Origin of the sequence: Pollutimonas nitritireducens (assembly GCF_002849615.1) — a bacterium.
In the GTDB taxonomy this organism is placed as follows: Bacteria; Pseudomonadota; Gammaproteobacteria; order Burkholderiales; family Burkholderiaceae_B; genus Pollutimonas; species Pollutimonas nitritireducens.
In genome coordinates this window covers 123335-136944 of record NZ_PDNV01000010.1, presented here as the reverse complement: position 1 = coordinate 136944, position 13610 = coordinate 123335, and the positions used below count along the sequence as shown (strand labels likewise).

At 60.3% G+C, this 13610-nt stretch carries 17 protein-coding genes; 2 read left to right on the top strand and 15 right to left on the bottom strand.

Annotated elements, in window-relative coordinates; translation table 11 throughout:
- Positions 1-26 precede the first annotated feature (26 nt).
- From CR155_RS16060 to CR155_RS16040, 5 genes are all read right to left on the bottom strand, one after another.
- Entirely contained in the window at positions 27-959 is a 933-nt protein-coding gene (locus tag CR155_RS16060) for a TIGR03756 family integrating conjugative element protein (protein WP_102071050.1), read from the bottom strand.
- Entirely contained in the window at positions 956-1387 is a 432-nt protein-coding gene (locus CR155_RS16055; RefSeq protein ID WP_102071049.1) for a TIGR03757 family integrating conjugative element protein, read from the bottom strand. The genes CR155_RS16060 and CR155_RS16055 overlap by 4 nt, the downstream gene beginning before the upstream one ends.
- 158 nt (positions 1388-1545) lie before the next feature.
- The gene (locus CR155_RS16050; RefSeq protein WP_102071048.1) at positions 1546-2115 is read right to left on the bottom strand and encodes a hypothetical protein; all 570 of its coding nucleotides are present in this window, start codon (positions 2113-2115) and stop codon (positions 1546-1548) included.
- Positions 2116-2244: 129 nt separating this feature from the next.
- Positions 2245-2745, bottom strand: coding sequence for a RadC family protein (radC, locus tag CR155_RS16045; RefSeq protein ID WP_102071047.1), 501 nt, complete (start codon positions 2743-2745; stop codon positions 2245-2247).
- Positions 2746-2941: 196 nt separating this feature from the next.
- Complete coding sequence (locus CR155_RS16040) at positions 2942-3694, bottom strand: DsbA family protein (protein WP_102071046.1); 753 nt, start codon at positions 3692-3694, stop codon at positions 2942-2944.
- A gap of 225 nt (positions 3695-3919) precedes the next feature.
- Between CR155_RS16040 and CR155_RS16035 the strand changes: the two genes are divergently transcribed.
- Together CR155_RS16035 and CR155_RS16030 are read left to right on the top strand one after the other, a co-directional pair.
- Positions 3920-4291 (top strand): MbcA/ParS/Xre antitoxin family protein, encoded by a 372-nt coding sequence (locus tag CR155_RS16035; RefSeq protein WP_102071045.1) that lies wholly within the window; start codon positions 3920-3922, stop codon positions 4289-4291.
- Positions 4288-4827, top strand: a complete 540-nt coding sequence (locus tag CR155_RS16030; RefSeq protein ID WP_102071044.1) for an RES family NAD+ phosphorylase — start codon at positions 4288-4290, stop codon at positions 4825-4827. Before CR155_RS16035 ends, CR155_RS16030 begins: the two co-directional genes overlap by 4 nt.
- Before the next feature lie 6 nt (positions 4828-4833).
- Here CR155_RS16030 and CR155_RS16025 read toward each other — a convergent pair whose 3' ends face one another.
- The 10 genes from CR155_RS16025 to CR155_RS15980 all read right to left on the bottom strand — a co-directional run bounded on the left by CR155_RS16025 (position 4834) and on the right by CR155_RS15980 (position 13536).
- Positions 4834-7719, bottom strand: a complete 2886-nt coding sequence (locus tag CR155_RS16025) for a conjugative transfer ATPase (RefSeq protein ID WP_102071043.1) — start codon at positions 7717-7719, stop codon at positions 4834-4836.
- Positions 7719-8153, bottom strand: coding sequence for a TIGR03751 family conjugal transfer lipoprotein (locus CR155_RS16020; protein WP_102071112.1), 435 nt, complete (start codon positions 8151-8153; stop codon positions 7719-7721). Before CR155_RS16020 ends, CR155_RS16025 begins: the two co-directional genes overlap by 1 nt.
- Positions 8134-9534 carry a TIGR03752 family integrating conjugative element protein gene (locus CR155_RS16015; protein WP_102071042.1) on the bottom strand — a complete coding sequence of 467 codons (1401 nt, stop codon included), beginning with the start codon at positions 9532-9534 and terminating at the stop codon, positions 8134-8136. Before CR155_RS16015 ends, CR155_RS16020 begins: the two co-directional genes overlap by 20 nt.
- Entirely contained in the window at positions 9524-10387 is an 864-nt protein-coding gene (locus CR155_RS16010) for a TIGR03749 family integrating conjugative element protein (RefSeq protein WP_439650453.1), read from the bottom strand. The genes CR155_RS16015 and CR155_RS16010 overlap by 11 nt, the downstream gene beginning before the upstream one ends.
- Positions 10388-10431: 44 nt before the next feature.
- Positions 10432-11112 carry a PFL_4703 family integrating conjugative element protein gene (locus tag CR155_RS16005; RefSeq protein WP_102071040.1) on the bottom strand — a complete coding sequence of 227 codons (681 nt, stop codon included), beginning with the start codon at positions 11110-11112 and terminating at the stop codon, positions 10432-10434.
- Positions 11109-11507 (bottom strand): TIGR03750 family conjugal transfer protein, encoded by a 399-nt coding sequence (locus CR155_RS16000; RefSeq protein WP_102071039.1) that lies wholly within the window; start codon positions 11505-11507, stop codon positions 11109-11111. The genes CR155_RS16005 and CR155_RS16000 overlap by 4 nt, the downstream gene beginning before the upstream one ends.
- Positions 11508-11519: 12 nt before the next feature.
- Positions 11520-11876 carry a TIGR03745 family integrating conjugative element membrane protein gene (locus tag CR155_RS15995; RefSeq protein ID WP_102071038.1) on the bottom strand — a complete coding sequence of 119 codons (357 nt, stop codon included), beginning with the start codon at positions 11874-11876 and terminating at the stop codon, positions 11520-11522.
- 17 nt (positions 11877-11893) lie between these two features.
- Complete coding sequence (locus CR155_RS15990; RefSeq protein WP_102071037.1) at positions 11894-12127, bottom strand: TIGR03758 family integrating conjugative element protein; 234 nt, start codon at positions 12125-12127, stop codon at positions 11894-11896.
- Complete coding sequence (locus CR155_RS15985; protein WP_102071036.1) at positions 12124-12495, bottom strand: integrative conjugative element protein, RAQPRD family; 372 nt, start codon at positions 12493-12495, stop codon at positions 12124-12126. The genes CR155_RS15990 and CR155_RS15985 overlap by 4 nt, the downstream gene beginning before the upstream one ends.
- Positions 12496-12633: 138 nt before the next feature.
- Positions 12634-13536, bottom strand: coding sequence for a bacteriophage abortive infection AbiH family protein (locus CR155_RS15980; protein ID WP_102071035.1), 903 nt, complete (start codon positions 13534-13536; stop codon positions 12634-12636).
- Positions 13537-13610: the final 74 nt, after the last annotated feature.

The window sequence follows — 13610 nt, the reverse complement described above, 5'->3', positions numbered from 1 at the left end:
CGATTCATGGTTGTGCCCTCGATTGCTCAGTTAAAATCCACACTGCCCAGGAAGGTCTGACCCCGGCGCTGGCAGCAGCTATACGGACGCCACAACGCCCAGGCGTAGTCGCCTTGCCGGGCCTGTGTTAGCGTCTCGTTATGGGGAAACACCGTGCAGGTGTTGGACAGACGCGGAGTGAGCTCCTGCCACTTACCGGTCGAGGCATCGCCCTCGATTAATGCACCCGCAGGCCAGTAGCCCGCCCGAGAACTGGCCAGCAGCGGCTGATACACATGCAGTTGCCCCCGGCGGGTCACGATGTCGCCCGCACGCTGGGCTACCACGGCGCTCGCCTTGTAGTCATCGGTCTGGTGCAGGAAACCGCCACGCGGATAGACGTTGCCCCACAGATTCATGTCGCTGCGCGATCCCACTTCACGCTGGCCGGGAATGAGCGCTTCGGGATACACGGCCTCCGGCACGTTGTAGCGCCAGGCTGGCGTGTCCAAGGTGCTGAGCAAGTACGGCACGAACGCTGTGCCTGCGCCCTGGCAGAAATACCCAGAACCCGCGACGAACTCGTTGAACACTTCCCCACCGGGATGACCGATCACGTCGCTATTCTTGAATTTGGCGAGATTGTTCTCGTGATCGTCGTTGGTGGTGCCGTCGCCACCGGCCTGCGCTGTGGGATTGGGCAGGCTCATGGGCCGTACTTCCACCCAGGGGTTCGCGCCAGTGTTTGAATAGCTCGACACCACCGCATCCGGGACGTAGTGGCGTACCTTGATGGAGGTGCGTATCCGGCAACCGCCCACTCCGCAGGACAGCCAGTAGCAGATGCCGACCACGCGGTACTCCAGACAGGATGGAGACAACGCGGAAGCCACAATGGTGGCGGTGTTGAGCGCAAAGCTGGATGTCGCCGCAAGCAAAATCGCCATAGCGACACCGAATCTCAGGTGGGGCAAGTTCATGGCTGCTCCTTGCGGTATTGCTCGATTCGGGTTAGCGCCTGATCAAGACTGCTCTCCCCGTAGATCACATAGCGCTGGTCGACCACGATGGCCGGAATTGTCGTAATACCCAAACTCCAGGCGTCGGCCACACCTTGGTAGGCCCCGGCCAGCCGTTGCTGCAACAGGGGGCCTCCTTGCTTCAAACGGTGCTGGACCAGCTCAGCGGCTTGGCGGCTATCATTCGGAAGATCGGCCGATAGCTCCGCCTCTATACGCGCGGGCGCATCCAGCTCGATCAGCCGGTCTGGCGCACCCTGGACGGGGTGTTGACGGTCGGTAATGATCCAGACATCCGCTGCGGTAGCGGTGCAGGCGAACAGCGCGGCAGTCAAGGCTATTGCCAGCGGCAGGCACATCGCCGGGGTACGAGATAGAGAACGAAGCATGGAGCGGCACCCGTAGTTCATGACCCTGGTAGTGCAACGCATCGTGTTCAAAACAGCGACAAACAATCGGAAATGAGGGGTGCCCGGTTTGACGCGTTCCTCTTGGCGTTAAGCTGCCGACTACGCAGAAAGAAGGGAGCGCGAGGCTCCCACTAGGATTATAAAGTTGCCTCCGGCACGACCTTACGCGTGTGGTGGCGCCAGAAGCGATCCACCAGCCGACCCTCCAGGACACGAGCGCGAAAGCGCAGGCCTTGCGCGGTGGAGTAATTGTCCCATCCCGCTTCGTAGGCTGCTTCGCTGCGCAGTTCGGCGACTTCTTTGACGATCTGCTCGGCTTCTTCATCAGAAACGACCGGGAGGCACCATTTCACGTTATCTCCCCGGACCTGTCCAGCGAGTACCAAGCGTCCATCCCTGTCACAGATGATGATCAACTCGGGTGTGAAGTCCAATGCGTCGATCGCATCAGAGAAGTCAAAGTCATGGTGCGACACTCGGGCATTAGCCAACGACATGGCATCCTCGATCAAGCCGCACGCGCCCAGAACGAGGGAGTGCGGCGTCCACCAACTGCCATAGACGGGATCGTCTTCGGGATATTCCACATTGCCCTGGCAAGTGATGGTGAACTGGCGCCAGAACACATCCTTGCGGATATAAGAGCCAGCTCGATAAGGAGTGGCGATGAAGGCAACACCCTCGAAGTAATGAGTTTTGGGCTGCATGATGTACTCCCATATGTGAGAAGGTGCGCGCGCCCTATGCCGACCCGTGCGGGCCGGGAGAGCCCGCACGGGGGTTGAACACTAAAACGAGAAAAATGTCACGCTGGCGTAGGCGCGGCTGGGGGCCTGCTACAGCAAACCGGACTCGGCAAAGGAGTACGGTTCACCTTTACCGATGATGAAATGATCCACGACCCGGATATCGACCATCGCTAACGCGGTTTTCAACAGATTGGTGAGCGCGCGATCTGCCATGCTGGGCTCGGTCGTGCCCGAGGGGTGTTGGTGGCTCATAATCAGAGCAGACGAGTTCAACTCCAGAGCACGCTGCACCACCACGCGCGGATAAACCGCCGCTTGGTTGACCGTGCCTTTGAACAACGGTTCACACGCCAGCACTTGATGCTGACTGTTGAGAAACACCACAACGAAGACCTCGTTGGGTTCGGCCATCAACTTCAAACGCAGATAATCCCGAACCGCCTTCGGGCCATCGAGCGTCGGACCCGCCTTGAACACGCGATCTTCCAAGAGTGCAATGGCTTGCTGGATAATCCGATCATCCTGCTGGTCGGTGAGATCAAAGCTTAATTGCGCGCCGGAATCGGCGACATTAGGGGTGGGGAACATAACAAACCTCCAATAGATAAGCTCGGAGGACGCGTACCCGAGAGGGCAAACCCTCCGGAGACGATAAAGAAGAATGAGTGAATAATCAGCATCCAGCACCTTCGTATCAGGTGGGTATCCGCGCAGGGGATGCGGTGCGGAACGGGGTGTGCAATCAACGCGGCATACACCACGCCGTAGCCTTTAAGATTGCGGGCTACCTGGGCTTGTTGCCGTCTGGGACGGCGGACAATTCAGTGGGGTATGCGGCAGCGGTGGCCGGATCATCGGTCACAAGCAGATCCATCGCTGACAGCAGCGCGTCACCGGCAATCGGCCCCTGTAACCACAGGGATTGGCCGGTACGCTCGTCGCGCAATTGCAGCATCGGGGTGGCCGCTATACCATTGCCTGCAGCGCCGTCGGCTTGCGCTTGCACCATCGCTAACGGGCGCTCGCTCGCCAGGCAAGCGCGTAATGCTTCGTGATCAGGCGGATACATGCCATCCGGCAACCCTAGCCCATCGCCTCGCGTGTGCTGATAAATCCAGGAGATCGTCCGCCAAAAGGCTTCGGGGCCGCCAGCCTCGCCGGCGCACTCCGCCAGCGCAGCTAGTTGGGAAGCCGCAGGCTCGTGCATGGAGAGTGGCAGATGTTGCCACTGCAGGCGGATATCAGGATGCCGATCAATCCAGGCCATCAATGGCGGGACATAAGTCCTGCAGTATGGACATTCCAGATCGGCATACAGAATTAACGTGAAGCGAGCAGTGGCCGAGCCATGATGCCAAGGCGATCCCGATACTTGAGACATTGCTGCCTTCTCGGCTGCGGATAGTTGGACACCCTGCCCCATCGAAGCAATGAAAACGGAAGGTCGCCAAAAAACCAGAAACGTCAATACCATAACGACGGCAGGCCAGATCAGGCGGCGCAGCATATCGCGACTGGAAGGTATTGGTGCTCGCATCGTAGTTCCCAAACAAGGGGTGAATCGGGTGCTGATGCGTTAGTCAAACATGTTGGTCTATTTATGTGGCCTATCAATACGGCATACCGCCTACCCTGTTCCCATCTGTGCCAAACCGATGGCTAATTCGCCGTGGAAAGGCCGGCCCTTTTGTCAGTTGATTGATTGTTTTCAGAGCAGTTTAGGTGCATAATTAGTGCATATCCAATGCAAGGGAGATAAATCATGGGATTCGCCATCTCACACCCATTCATTGAGCGATTCCGAGAGCCCGATACGCCGTTCTTGTCCCCGGTTCGGGTCGGTGAATTCTTCGGCTTCCGCGTCCAGGAGTTGGCCGAGCGAGCGCGAGTGCATCGCAATACGCCTACAGCACGCCCCCATACCCCTCAACTACAGAAGTACCTGCAAGACATGCTGCGGGTCCTGACGGTAGCCACTGAGATGACAGGCGACCCGGAGCGGGCGGCATTCCTGCTGCGTAATGAGCCGTTGAAATCGTTCGGCTATAAGACGGCGGATACGTTGATTCAGGAAGGCCGAGCCGATGCAGTGATTGCGTATCTGGAATCTCTGGCAGGCGGGGCTGCTGGATGATCGAGCATACTATCGGTCTGGAAGAGGATGCGGCCTTCTACAGGGTTATCGCTCCGAGCTATGCCAGTATGCCGCTTTCAGGCCTGGGCGCAGCCCGTCAGGGAGGCCGCTTCAACCGTCCAGGCCAAGAGGCACTCTATCTAGCGATGACCGATGCAACGGCACTGGCTGAATACCGTCAAGACAACCCCTGGTTGCGACCCGGAACGATCTGTACATTCTTTGTTCGGCAGTTGCGGGTCGCCGATTTGAGCGGCGGCTTTGATCCGGAACGCTGGCCCGCACTGTGGGCGGATTACGCCGTGGACTGGCGAGAAGAGTGGTTCGGACACGGGATCGAACCGCCCACGTGGTACATGGCCGATGACACCATCTCGGCAGGTCTGGACGGCATTTTGTTTCCGTCACAATCTTATCCGGGTGGCACGAACTTGGTGATTTACGACAGTTCTACGCGGACGCACAACCAGCTTCGCGTATACGACCCGGACAACACACTTTCCAAGCTCGGCGACTTGGGTCAGCGCGAGAAATAGCCGGCGCTACATTTGCTCCCATGCCAGAGAATCAATTCCCCGAGCCCGATCAATTTTTTCGGACATCTTGAACGCGGCGTCCAGTTCGCTGATGCCGAACTGCTGCATAAGCTGGTAGCGCTCGGCTTTTTCTTCGGGCTCGGTCTGGGCCAAGGCCAGATAGAGACTCGGTGGTACGGCTCGAAACAGCACCTCCATGCTCTTGGACAGAATCACCCCTTCCGTGAACTTACCGGCCTCCTTGCGCGCGGAGAGCATCAACGCTTTCTGCGCTGGCGATAGCTCTCGGAACCGCGCGATTTTCTCGACCTCATCGGGTGGCATCGACAAACAGATCCACCACTCGATCATATTGAGCATGGGTTCGGCGGCTTTAGGCAGATCATCGACGTTTTGCGTCGCCAGCCAGAACCAGGCCCCGAGCTTCCTCCACATCTTGGTGATCTTAACCACGTAGGGCGCCAACAGCGGGTTCTTGGTAATGATATGGCCCTCGTCGGTGACGTTGATGATGGGCCGCCCCAGGAACTGATCGCGCTCGGCGATGTTGTTGACGGTGCTGATGAGCGAAATATAAGCAATGGAAAGCTGCGCGTTGTAGCCCTCGCGGGCGTAGGTCGCCAGATCAACCAAGGTAATGTCGGCTTCGGGCCAGGGCGTGCCGGGCCGATCAAACATCTCGCCATCCGCACCCTGGCAGAACATGTCCATGGCGTCAGCCATCTCCAGCAGCCTGGCGCGACGCATTTCAGGTAATGTGCTGTCCTGGCCACGCTCACGTAGCGCATCGCGCACATCGCGTGTCAATACGGTGCGCTGCTCGCCACCTTCGCTGTGGCAACGCCGGGCGGCATCCAGAATGCACTGGCGAATCAGCGATCGGTCCGCGCGGGTCATACGGGCTTCTTCCTTGTCCTCACCGCCCGTAATCATCAGCCGCGCGGTAATCTCCAATTCACCCAGCACGTCGCGTTGCTCATCCGCGCCCGTCTCCTCGATGCCATCAGCGGTCGGTTCGCCATCAAGGGCGTCCGCATCCAGCGTCTGTACGTCGCTGGGCGTCTCGATCAGGCGACGGGCGTCCGCGAACGGTGCCAGGCTAATGCCCGCGCCAGGCGAGAGTTTGACACGGTGGACCGTGAGACCCAGCCTCTTTGCGAAGTCGCTGAACAAGCCGAAGGAGTTGCCGGCCTCCACAATAAATAGCCTTGGCCGGTAGATGGCCGTGACCTGATTGAGCAGGTTGTTCAACGTGGCTGACTTACCCGACCCCGTCGGGCCGAACAGGAACAGGTGCGCATTCATCTGTCGATCAAGCCGGTTCAAGGGATCGAAGGTGATGGGTCCACCGCCTCGGTTAAAGAAGGTAATGCCGGGATTCCCGGTGCCCTGGCTGCGCCCCCAGACGGGAGCCAGATTGGCCGCGTGCTGGGCGAACATCAGTTGCGTGTACCATTGCTTGCGATCCTGCGCCGGGTTGTAGAGGCACGGCAACCAGCGCAAATAGGTGTTAAGCGGTGCCACCTCATCTTCTTCACGCACCGGCTGCAACCCCGCGTTAAGCATCACGTTCGCCAATTGCAGGCCACGGTGATCCAGCTCGGCCTCATCACGGCCACGCTGGTAAAACGCCAGACTGCCCCGGTAGAGTTTGTGCGCACTGCCAATCAGAGACCGGGCCTCCTGCACATCCCGCAGCGTCTGCTCTGAGGCGAGGGTTTCGCCCACCGCCTTCTTGGCCAGGTGATTCAGATGCGTCTCCAGTACATCTTGCGGCGTGGCGATCACGGTTAAACACATCACCGTGTCTTCGGGCATCTGATCGAACAACGTATTGATGGCGTCCCCTTTACGGGTTTCGCCCGTCAGGTGCCCCGTTGTCGGCGGCGTGCGCAAGCGGTCGGTGACCATAACCCGGTGCGGCATGCCGTCGAAGTACCACAAGCCTTGGGCCACATCCGAGCGCGGCTGACCGAAGAACAGCCGTTGGCTGAAATCCCGACCACTGGCCAACTCGATATCGTCGGGGTCTTGGATTGGCGGGTAGGCGGTCAACTGGTAAAAGCGTGCATGGTCCTCGGCCGTTGGCCCCAGTAGCGGAGGCAGGGGATTGAACCAGCGCAGCAGCCAGTCGTGGATCTGCGGCGCATCCTGGCGGTGGGCCTGAATACCCGCATTGCTCAAGCCACCAGCCAGCCGGTCGCACACGATGTTCAGCGCCTGCTCGGGGCTCTGACCTCGCCTTGCCGTTTGCCCCGTGACGCGGCGATAAACCACCATGCGCACGCGGCGGCTTTGGCCGCGCCAGGGCAAGCGCGTGACCACCGTATCTTCGAACAGCCCACCAGGCTTAGCCACCGCCCGCAAGTGGTGCGCGAAAAATCGTAGGTAAAACTCGGTAAACGGTGTGCCCTGCGCACGCGGTTGCACATAACCCTGCAAGGTCTTCAGGTACTGATCGAAGCTGGTTTCGTCCTGGGCGTAGAGCTGCAGGACCCACGGATTTTCGTCCAGTTCGTCAAAGCTGTCTTGCAGGGCGTTTTCCAGCGCATCGCGCGCCTGAGCCAGCCAGGCGGCCTCCCGGCCTTCGGTACCCAGCGGAATCAGTTCAAAGAATGCGGCCACCGATTGACCGTCCTCCAACAGCATGCAGCGGCTGTCGGGCAGGTACTCCACCCACGGTAGCAGTTCGACAAAGGACGGCGCGACGCCGTACAACGCCTCTTCGTCCGCCTGTGTCGCGGGCCGGTTGCCTTGGACGGCCTCACCCGGCTCGGGAATCCCCGCCTCGTTCAGAGTCTGAATATGGCGCTGCCAGCCATCGGGGTGATCGGCGTTGGCAACCTCGTCATCGGGGCTGGCACGCTTATGCCAAGGAATACGCCATGCCATTAATACGCCTCCACGCGCTCGCCCGGCATCGCGTACTGCACCCGCTGATACAACGGGAAGACCGTGCTATAGCCGGGTACCGGCACGGGGTCGGTGCCCGCCAAATGAGGGAACACGTACATCACCAAATCCGGGTTGGGCAGGCGATGGAACTGGCGCTGGATTTCGTTGGCGGCGGTGCGGGTGTAGCCGGCCTGTTCCTTCGGGGCAGCGTGCATATCGGCCTCGGTCAGCGGCCGGCGCAGACTCTGGCGTACGTCGAGCAACTGGCGGCGTGCCACCTGGCCACTGCCGCCCTCACCCGCTTCGTGGTGCCAGATATCTTGCATGGTTCGTCCACCGTGGGGCAGCAACTCGTCCTTATGGGTAGCGCACCCCGCGAGCATCACTGCGGCGATGCCCAGCAGCAAGGGTTTAATCCAGTTCAAGCGCATGTCCTTCTCCTATACGGTGATCGACCCGGCGCCCTTGCGGCTCGTAGTCGATAGCCAGGGGTTTTTCCAGATGGACGGCCACCTTGGCGCCAGGCTGTACATACACAGCGGCGAAGGCCTGACCGTAGAGCTTGTTGACCCACTGCGACATGTCCCGCACGCCACCGGCCAGAATCTGGCCCATGGCCTCGTTGCCGGTAATACCTGTGGTGCCAATCGATCCGTCGGCCCCTACGTAGGACATCCGTCCGCTGTCTGAATCAATGAGCGATGCCGCGCCCGCACCAGCGGCGGTAATCAAAGCCTGCGTACCCAGGTACTGCTGCGCGTTGCTGCGCCGATCACCCGACACGCAAGGAATACCAAACGGGTCGCTGATCCAGCCCAGGCCGTCGTCCTCGTTGTTGCGCTGATTATTTCGCTCGCTGTCTTCAGGGATGGTGCGAATTGTGCCGTCATGAAAGACAAACGTGATGCTGCGCACCTGACCGCGCACACACGATAGCGTCCAGTCACCCGAGGCGGTGCCGCTGAAGACAGCCCCCGCCACATCCGGAATGTCGATGCCGTTGGCGGTCAGATTGTCCGGCCCGACAATGACCTTGAAGGGATACGGGTCATTGACCGTGCCGTCGATGGGCACGCGACCTATGAGCGCGGTCATCGCGACCGACCCCATCAGGGTGGAATTGGTCGGCACCGTATAGACCGCCTTGGCGGTGCTCACCCCGGCGGCCTTGGCCCCGGCATCGGCCACGCGGCCGACGGTGGTTTCCAGTGTCTTCTGCGCAGGGCCGAAACTCGTTGGAAAACTCAGACTACTACTGCTGCGGTTGCGGCCATCGACCTCTCGGGCATCATCGGGCTCAACCCAGCGGATACCGGCGTCGGCTCCAAAGCCATCCGCATCCCCCTCGCGCAGGCCCAGACCTACAGGCAGATCGGTATTGCCCAGGCTTTCCAGACGACGCTGCAGATCCTGCAGCAACCCTTCGGTCTGCTGGCGTTCGTTGGCGAGCTTCGCCTGGTCGCGTTGCAAGGTGCTGCGTTCGGACTCCAGTGCCGAACTGATGCGCTGATCAATGGCGGTCTCGCGCTGGCGCAGACGCACGTTCTCGCTGCGTTGCGTCTTGTTGTCGGCCTGCGCCGTCTGTAGCTCCGTGCGCATCTGCTTGACCTGCGCCACGAGCGTTGCCACGGTGTCGTGCGGGGTATCGCCCTCAATGCCCAGCGCCTGCATCTCTTCGGGCGTGAGCTGACTACCAGAACCGGCAGCGCCTGAACGGGTCGTGTCGCCACCCGATAATAGGCGGATACCCGCAAAAAGTACCAATAGGGCCACCGGAATCATCAGCCACTTCAGAAGTCCGTTACTGCGCATGGCCGTCTCCTTGCGCTTCTTGCCCTTCTTGGGTGAGATGAGGCAGATGCACCGCTGGGTCAAAACGCTGGATGGCGGGCAGCAGCGATTGCGCCAGCCCATGACCGCGGGTGACCACGTACACGACCGTCGTATCCTCGGGCGTACCGTGTGGTCCCAAGGTCGGGTGCTGGAAGGTGGCGGTAAGAAAATCGCCCAGCAACGCACGCGGGTCCAGTTCCAGCCAGCTACGGCTGGTGTTGGTCAGACGGACCGCTGTCACCCACTGATCTTCCAGCCGCCAGGACGCCACGGCGAGCGCGCGTACCGGCAGGGTCGGCAGCAGTGTGTCCAGGTTCAGGTCGCCGCGCAGGTTCACGCGCATGATGCCGGGTATGGCCTCCACGGTACGCAGCGGCGCATACAGGTTTTGTGCGGCATGGCGCGTGAGCACCACCGGCATCGGGGTGTCGCGCCGCAAGAGGTTTGCCGGGCCTGTCTGCGCGCCCGAGTCCTTGCCTACCGCCTGCTGAGCGTAGCGCTGGGGTGTGGTACTCCCCTCAACGATCCGCACCGGCTCCAGAGCAGGCTCGCCGTCATTGGCCGGCCCTGCCGCAATGTCCACCAGTATCAGTTCTCCGGTGTCCGCATCCTGCAACTGCAAACGAGTGGGCTCTATCGGTTCATCGGCACGCAGGTAGACGGCACCGCCGGCACTTTGCACCCGTAGGCGCTCGCCCACGCTGGCGGGCACTCCAACACGCACATTGCGGTCGATAAACACAATGCGCTCCTGGCCGACAACCAGCGGCACGGCCAGCGGCAGGCGTTCCCAGCGCAGGATTTCCACCGCCAGGGCAGGGAGTGCCATCATCCAGGCCAAAATGCTCAACCCGACCAGAATCCAATGTTTGAGGATCATGGGCTCTCTCCTTGTAGTCCCAGGCCACCGCGCTGCGGCATTTGCGGCGCAGGCACGGTGATACGCTGGGGCGCGCCGTCATAGCAGTCCATCACCAGGCCGAACGGGTTGCGGGCCGGATCAACGTCCGCCCGCACGACCTTGATGGGGTAACGCACCAGCGCCCGCTTGACCTGCTCGGAACCGTGGTACTCGTCCGCGCTCAGGTCCAGCGTGACGATCCAATCGTCGTCGGACACCACCCGCACGCGAGCGCTCGGGTTCTCGCCATAGCCACGGCCGGGGATTTCATAGACGCCACGCACACGCTGGCGCAGTTCACCCGTGCTGCGGCGGTATTCGAAATCGGCCTGCAAAAAGGCCCGGCAGGATGGCGTCAGATACGGCGACAAGACATGCAGGTTGCGCGCGTAATCCTCTTCGCCATTGGTCGGCCAACGGTTAAGCTGCTGGAACACATAAAAGGTGAAGGCGTAGACCGACTCGGGCGGCACTTCCCACCACTTGCGGGTGCTGCCTGATCGCAGGTCCGGCGGGACGTGAATGGTCAAATCGCGTGGCGCGCTCCACCACCCGCCCCCCATAACCAACGCCACCAGCAGTAGCGCGACCGTGCCGATGCGCAGGGTTTTGATATGCGCCTGCAGGTGGGTAACTTCATTCTTGAATCGGCTCATTGCGCACCCCTTCGGGTTGTCCAGCAGCCGGAGCGCGTGATCAGCTCTTGGCCGCGCACCCAGCCGGCCAGCAACGGATACGAGATCGTGATGCGCCATTGCAGTTGCCGATACAGCCACGTGTCGGGCCGGCCGCGCTTTTTGCGGCGCAGAATGCCGCCACCGACGAATACCCCCAAGGCGATGCCCACGACAATGAAGGTCGGCGCCAGAGCAATGGTCGAGAACAGCCAGGACAAGGGCGTACCCATCAGCAGCCCCGCCGCGCCCGATAGACCGCAGCAAATCCACAGTTCGTCCGCCGTCAAACCGCGTACCACGACCGGATGACGATTAAGGCGATGCGGCAGGAACGACACGGTGCCATCGGCCTGGACATGCTGATGCTCGGACATAACCCGTCCTCCTTACAGGACGCCGGTCGCTTCAGTCAGCAACCAGATACCGACCACGAGGAGCACGGCGCCGACTGCAACGCTTAAGCCGAACTGGCCCCAGGTCTTTTTCCCTGTGTGGATTTCGGCGTACGTACCGTAGGCGTGGTAACACACCCCGATAAACATGGACGCTACTACCAGGAGCGCCACCAACAGCACGATGTCGTAGCCATAGTTGCGGATGGTCTCCATAATGCCGCCGCCCGTGCCGCGCGACGGGTTTTCCAACGTGGGCAAGCCCTGGGCGAACGACAGCGTGGGTAGCAGGGCCAAGCCCCCAGTGAGTGAGGCGAGCGCGGTAGGTGTACGAAATAAGCGGGTCTTCATGGTCAGTTCCTTGCGGGTCAGGACAGGAGGAAAAAAGTCAGCACCAGATACATCGCGAGAAACCGCACGACGACGCCCAGGAACTGACGTTGATTGATTCGATTTTCAGCCCAGCCGACGTAGGCCGTGCGAATCGCCCAGGCCCCCCACAGCAGCAACACCGCGAACACAAAACCGACCAAGACGGTCGCCATAATGGCGGGCGACATGCTGCTGTTGGCCTGAAAGGCGCTGATCTGGGCGGAGGTCATGGCTGGGCCTGCAGCAAGGGGTTGTGCTGGGGCCCACGCTCACTGCGGTAATCCCCTGCCAGCTCGGCAAGGTCACGCGGTTGGGCACGCGAGGGGGTCAGATGAGACTGGATGCCGGAACGCACGCGGGCCAAATCGGCCAGCAAACGTGGATAGTCGAAGTAGTAACGATCACCCGGCATGATGGGCGTAGCCGCAGCGCTTTGCGCCACGAATCGTTCCAGCGCATCTAGTTGGCGCAGGGCCGCAGCCAGGTCTTGCCGCTGAACCGGCACATCAGCCTGAACCGTCAGCGGCACGGCTAAAACCGCAGTGAGCAGGAGAGACACGCCACCATGCGCAGCACGACACCGAATTGAGAGCACCATCGCCCCATCCCTTCGTTAGATCAACAATGGAATGATCGTGACGTAGCAGGCGCAATCAGGCTGCAAACAATAAGAACTGGAGGGCGACCGGATTTGTCTTATCAGGCCTTGTCCTGACAGGGGGAGGTCAATGTAGAGTCAAAGGCTTTCCCAGGAAATAGGTCGTGCGCAGGAGGGATTGAGCCCCCATCGAATAAGCTGGGCTTGCTTCTCTAGCCATTCGTCGAGCGAGCGACAGGCGATGTGCCACTGGGCAGCAGAAACTTTGGGCTGGTCGAGTAACGCCTGGAAGTAGGAAGCATCGATGTCCGACAAGGAATGCCCCAGCACAAACACCTGCTCGATGCTTGCCAGACCTTGAAAGAAGGGTTGATTCTTGGCTATCAGCGCTTCAGAAGGCTTGAAGGTGGTAGAGAAGTATCCATCAAGGATGTCATGAGCCTCGACCAGCCGAGTATCGATATCGGTGATGTCTGACCGATCATTCAGCGAGCGACGGTTCTGCGAGCCCCAGGCATGCCCCAGGACCAACTCCTCATCAAGCTGCGCCGCGCAGCCGTGAATGAACAGTATCCGCTTCGCCGCCACGCCATAGAGCGTAATCAGAGTGCTGGTGTAGTTGAAGTTCAGGAATGCCGCGGTACGGTCCAGTCCGGTAAGCCGCTTTGGCGCGGTTGTCGGCGTGGGGATTGGAAGCTGGCGTATCCATTCCCCAAATAGTTGCCGAAGCTCTGATGACAACCGCTTTACGAGGCTCTCCACTTCAAACTGAAAGTCGTGATGTCCAGAATCACTCCAGTCCTCAGCTCCGTACGATGCCATGAAATGGCCCAAGTTATCGATAATCGCATCCACATCCATGTCTGCCAGCGCCTCCTCAAGGTCGCACCAGTCCTCTCGGACGGGAAGATACTCCTCGACTTCCCTGAAGACGCTATTGTCGTTGTCTCGAAGGTATTGCTTGAACTGATCCAGCTTTGATGGGATGTCATGCTGTAGGTCAAAGCCGTTGCCGATTACGTAGAGCTTGCGGGGCTTCATGGATAAAGTTTCCTATCGATCCAAGGTAAGTTGTCAGAAAACAGGCACTTTAAAGGTTATTTGGCATATGCTAT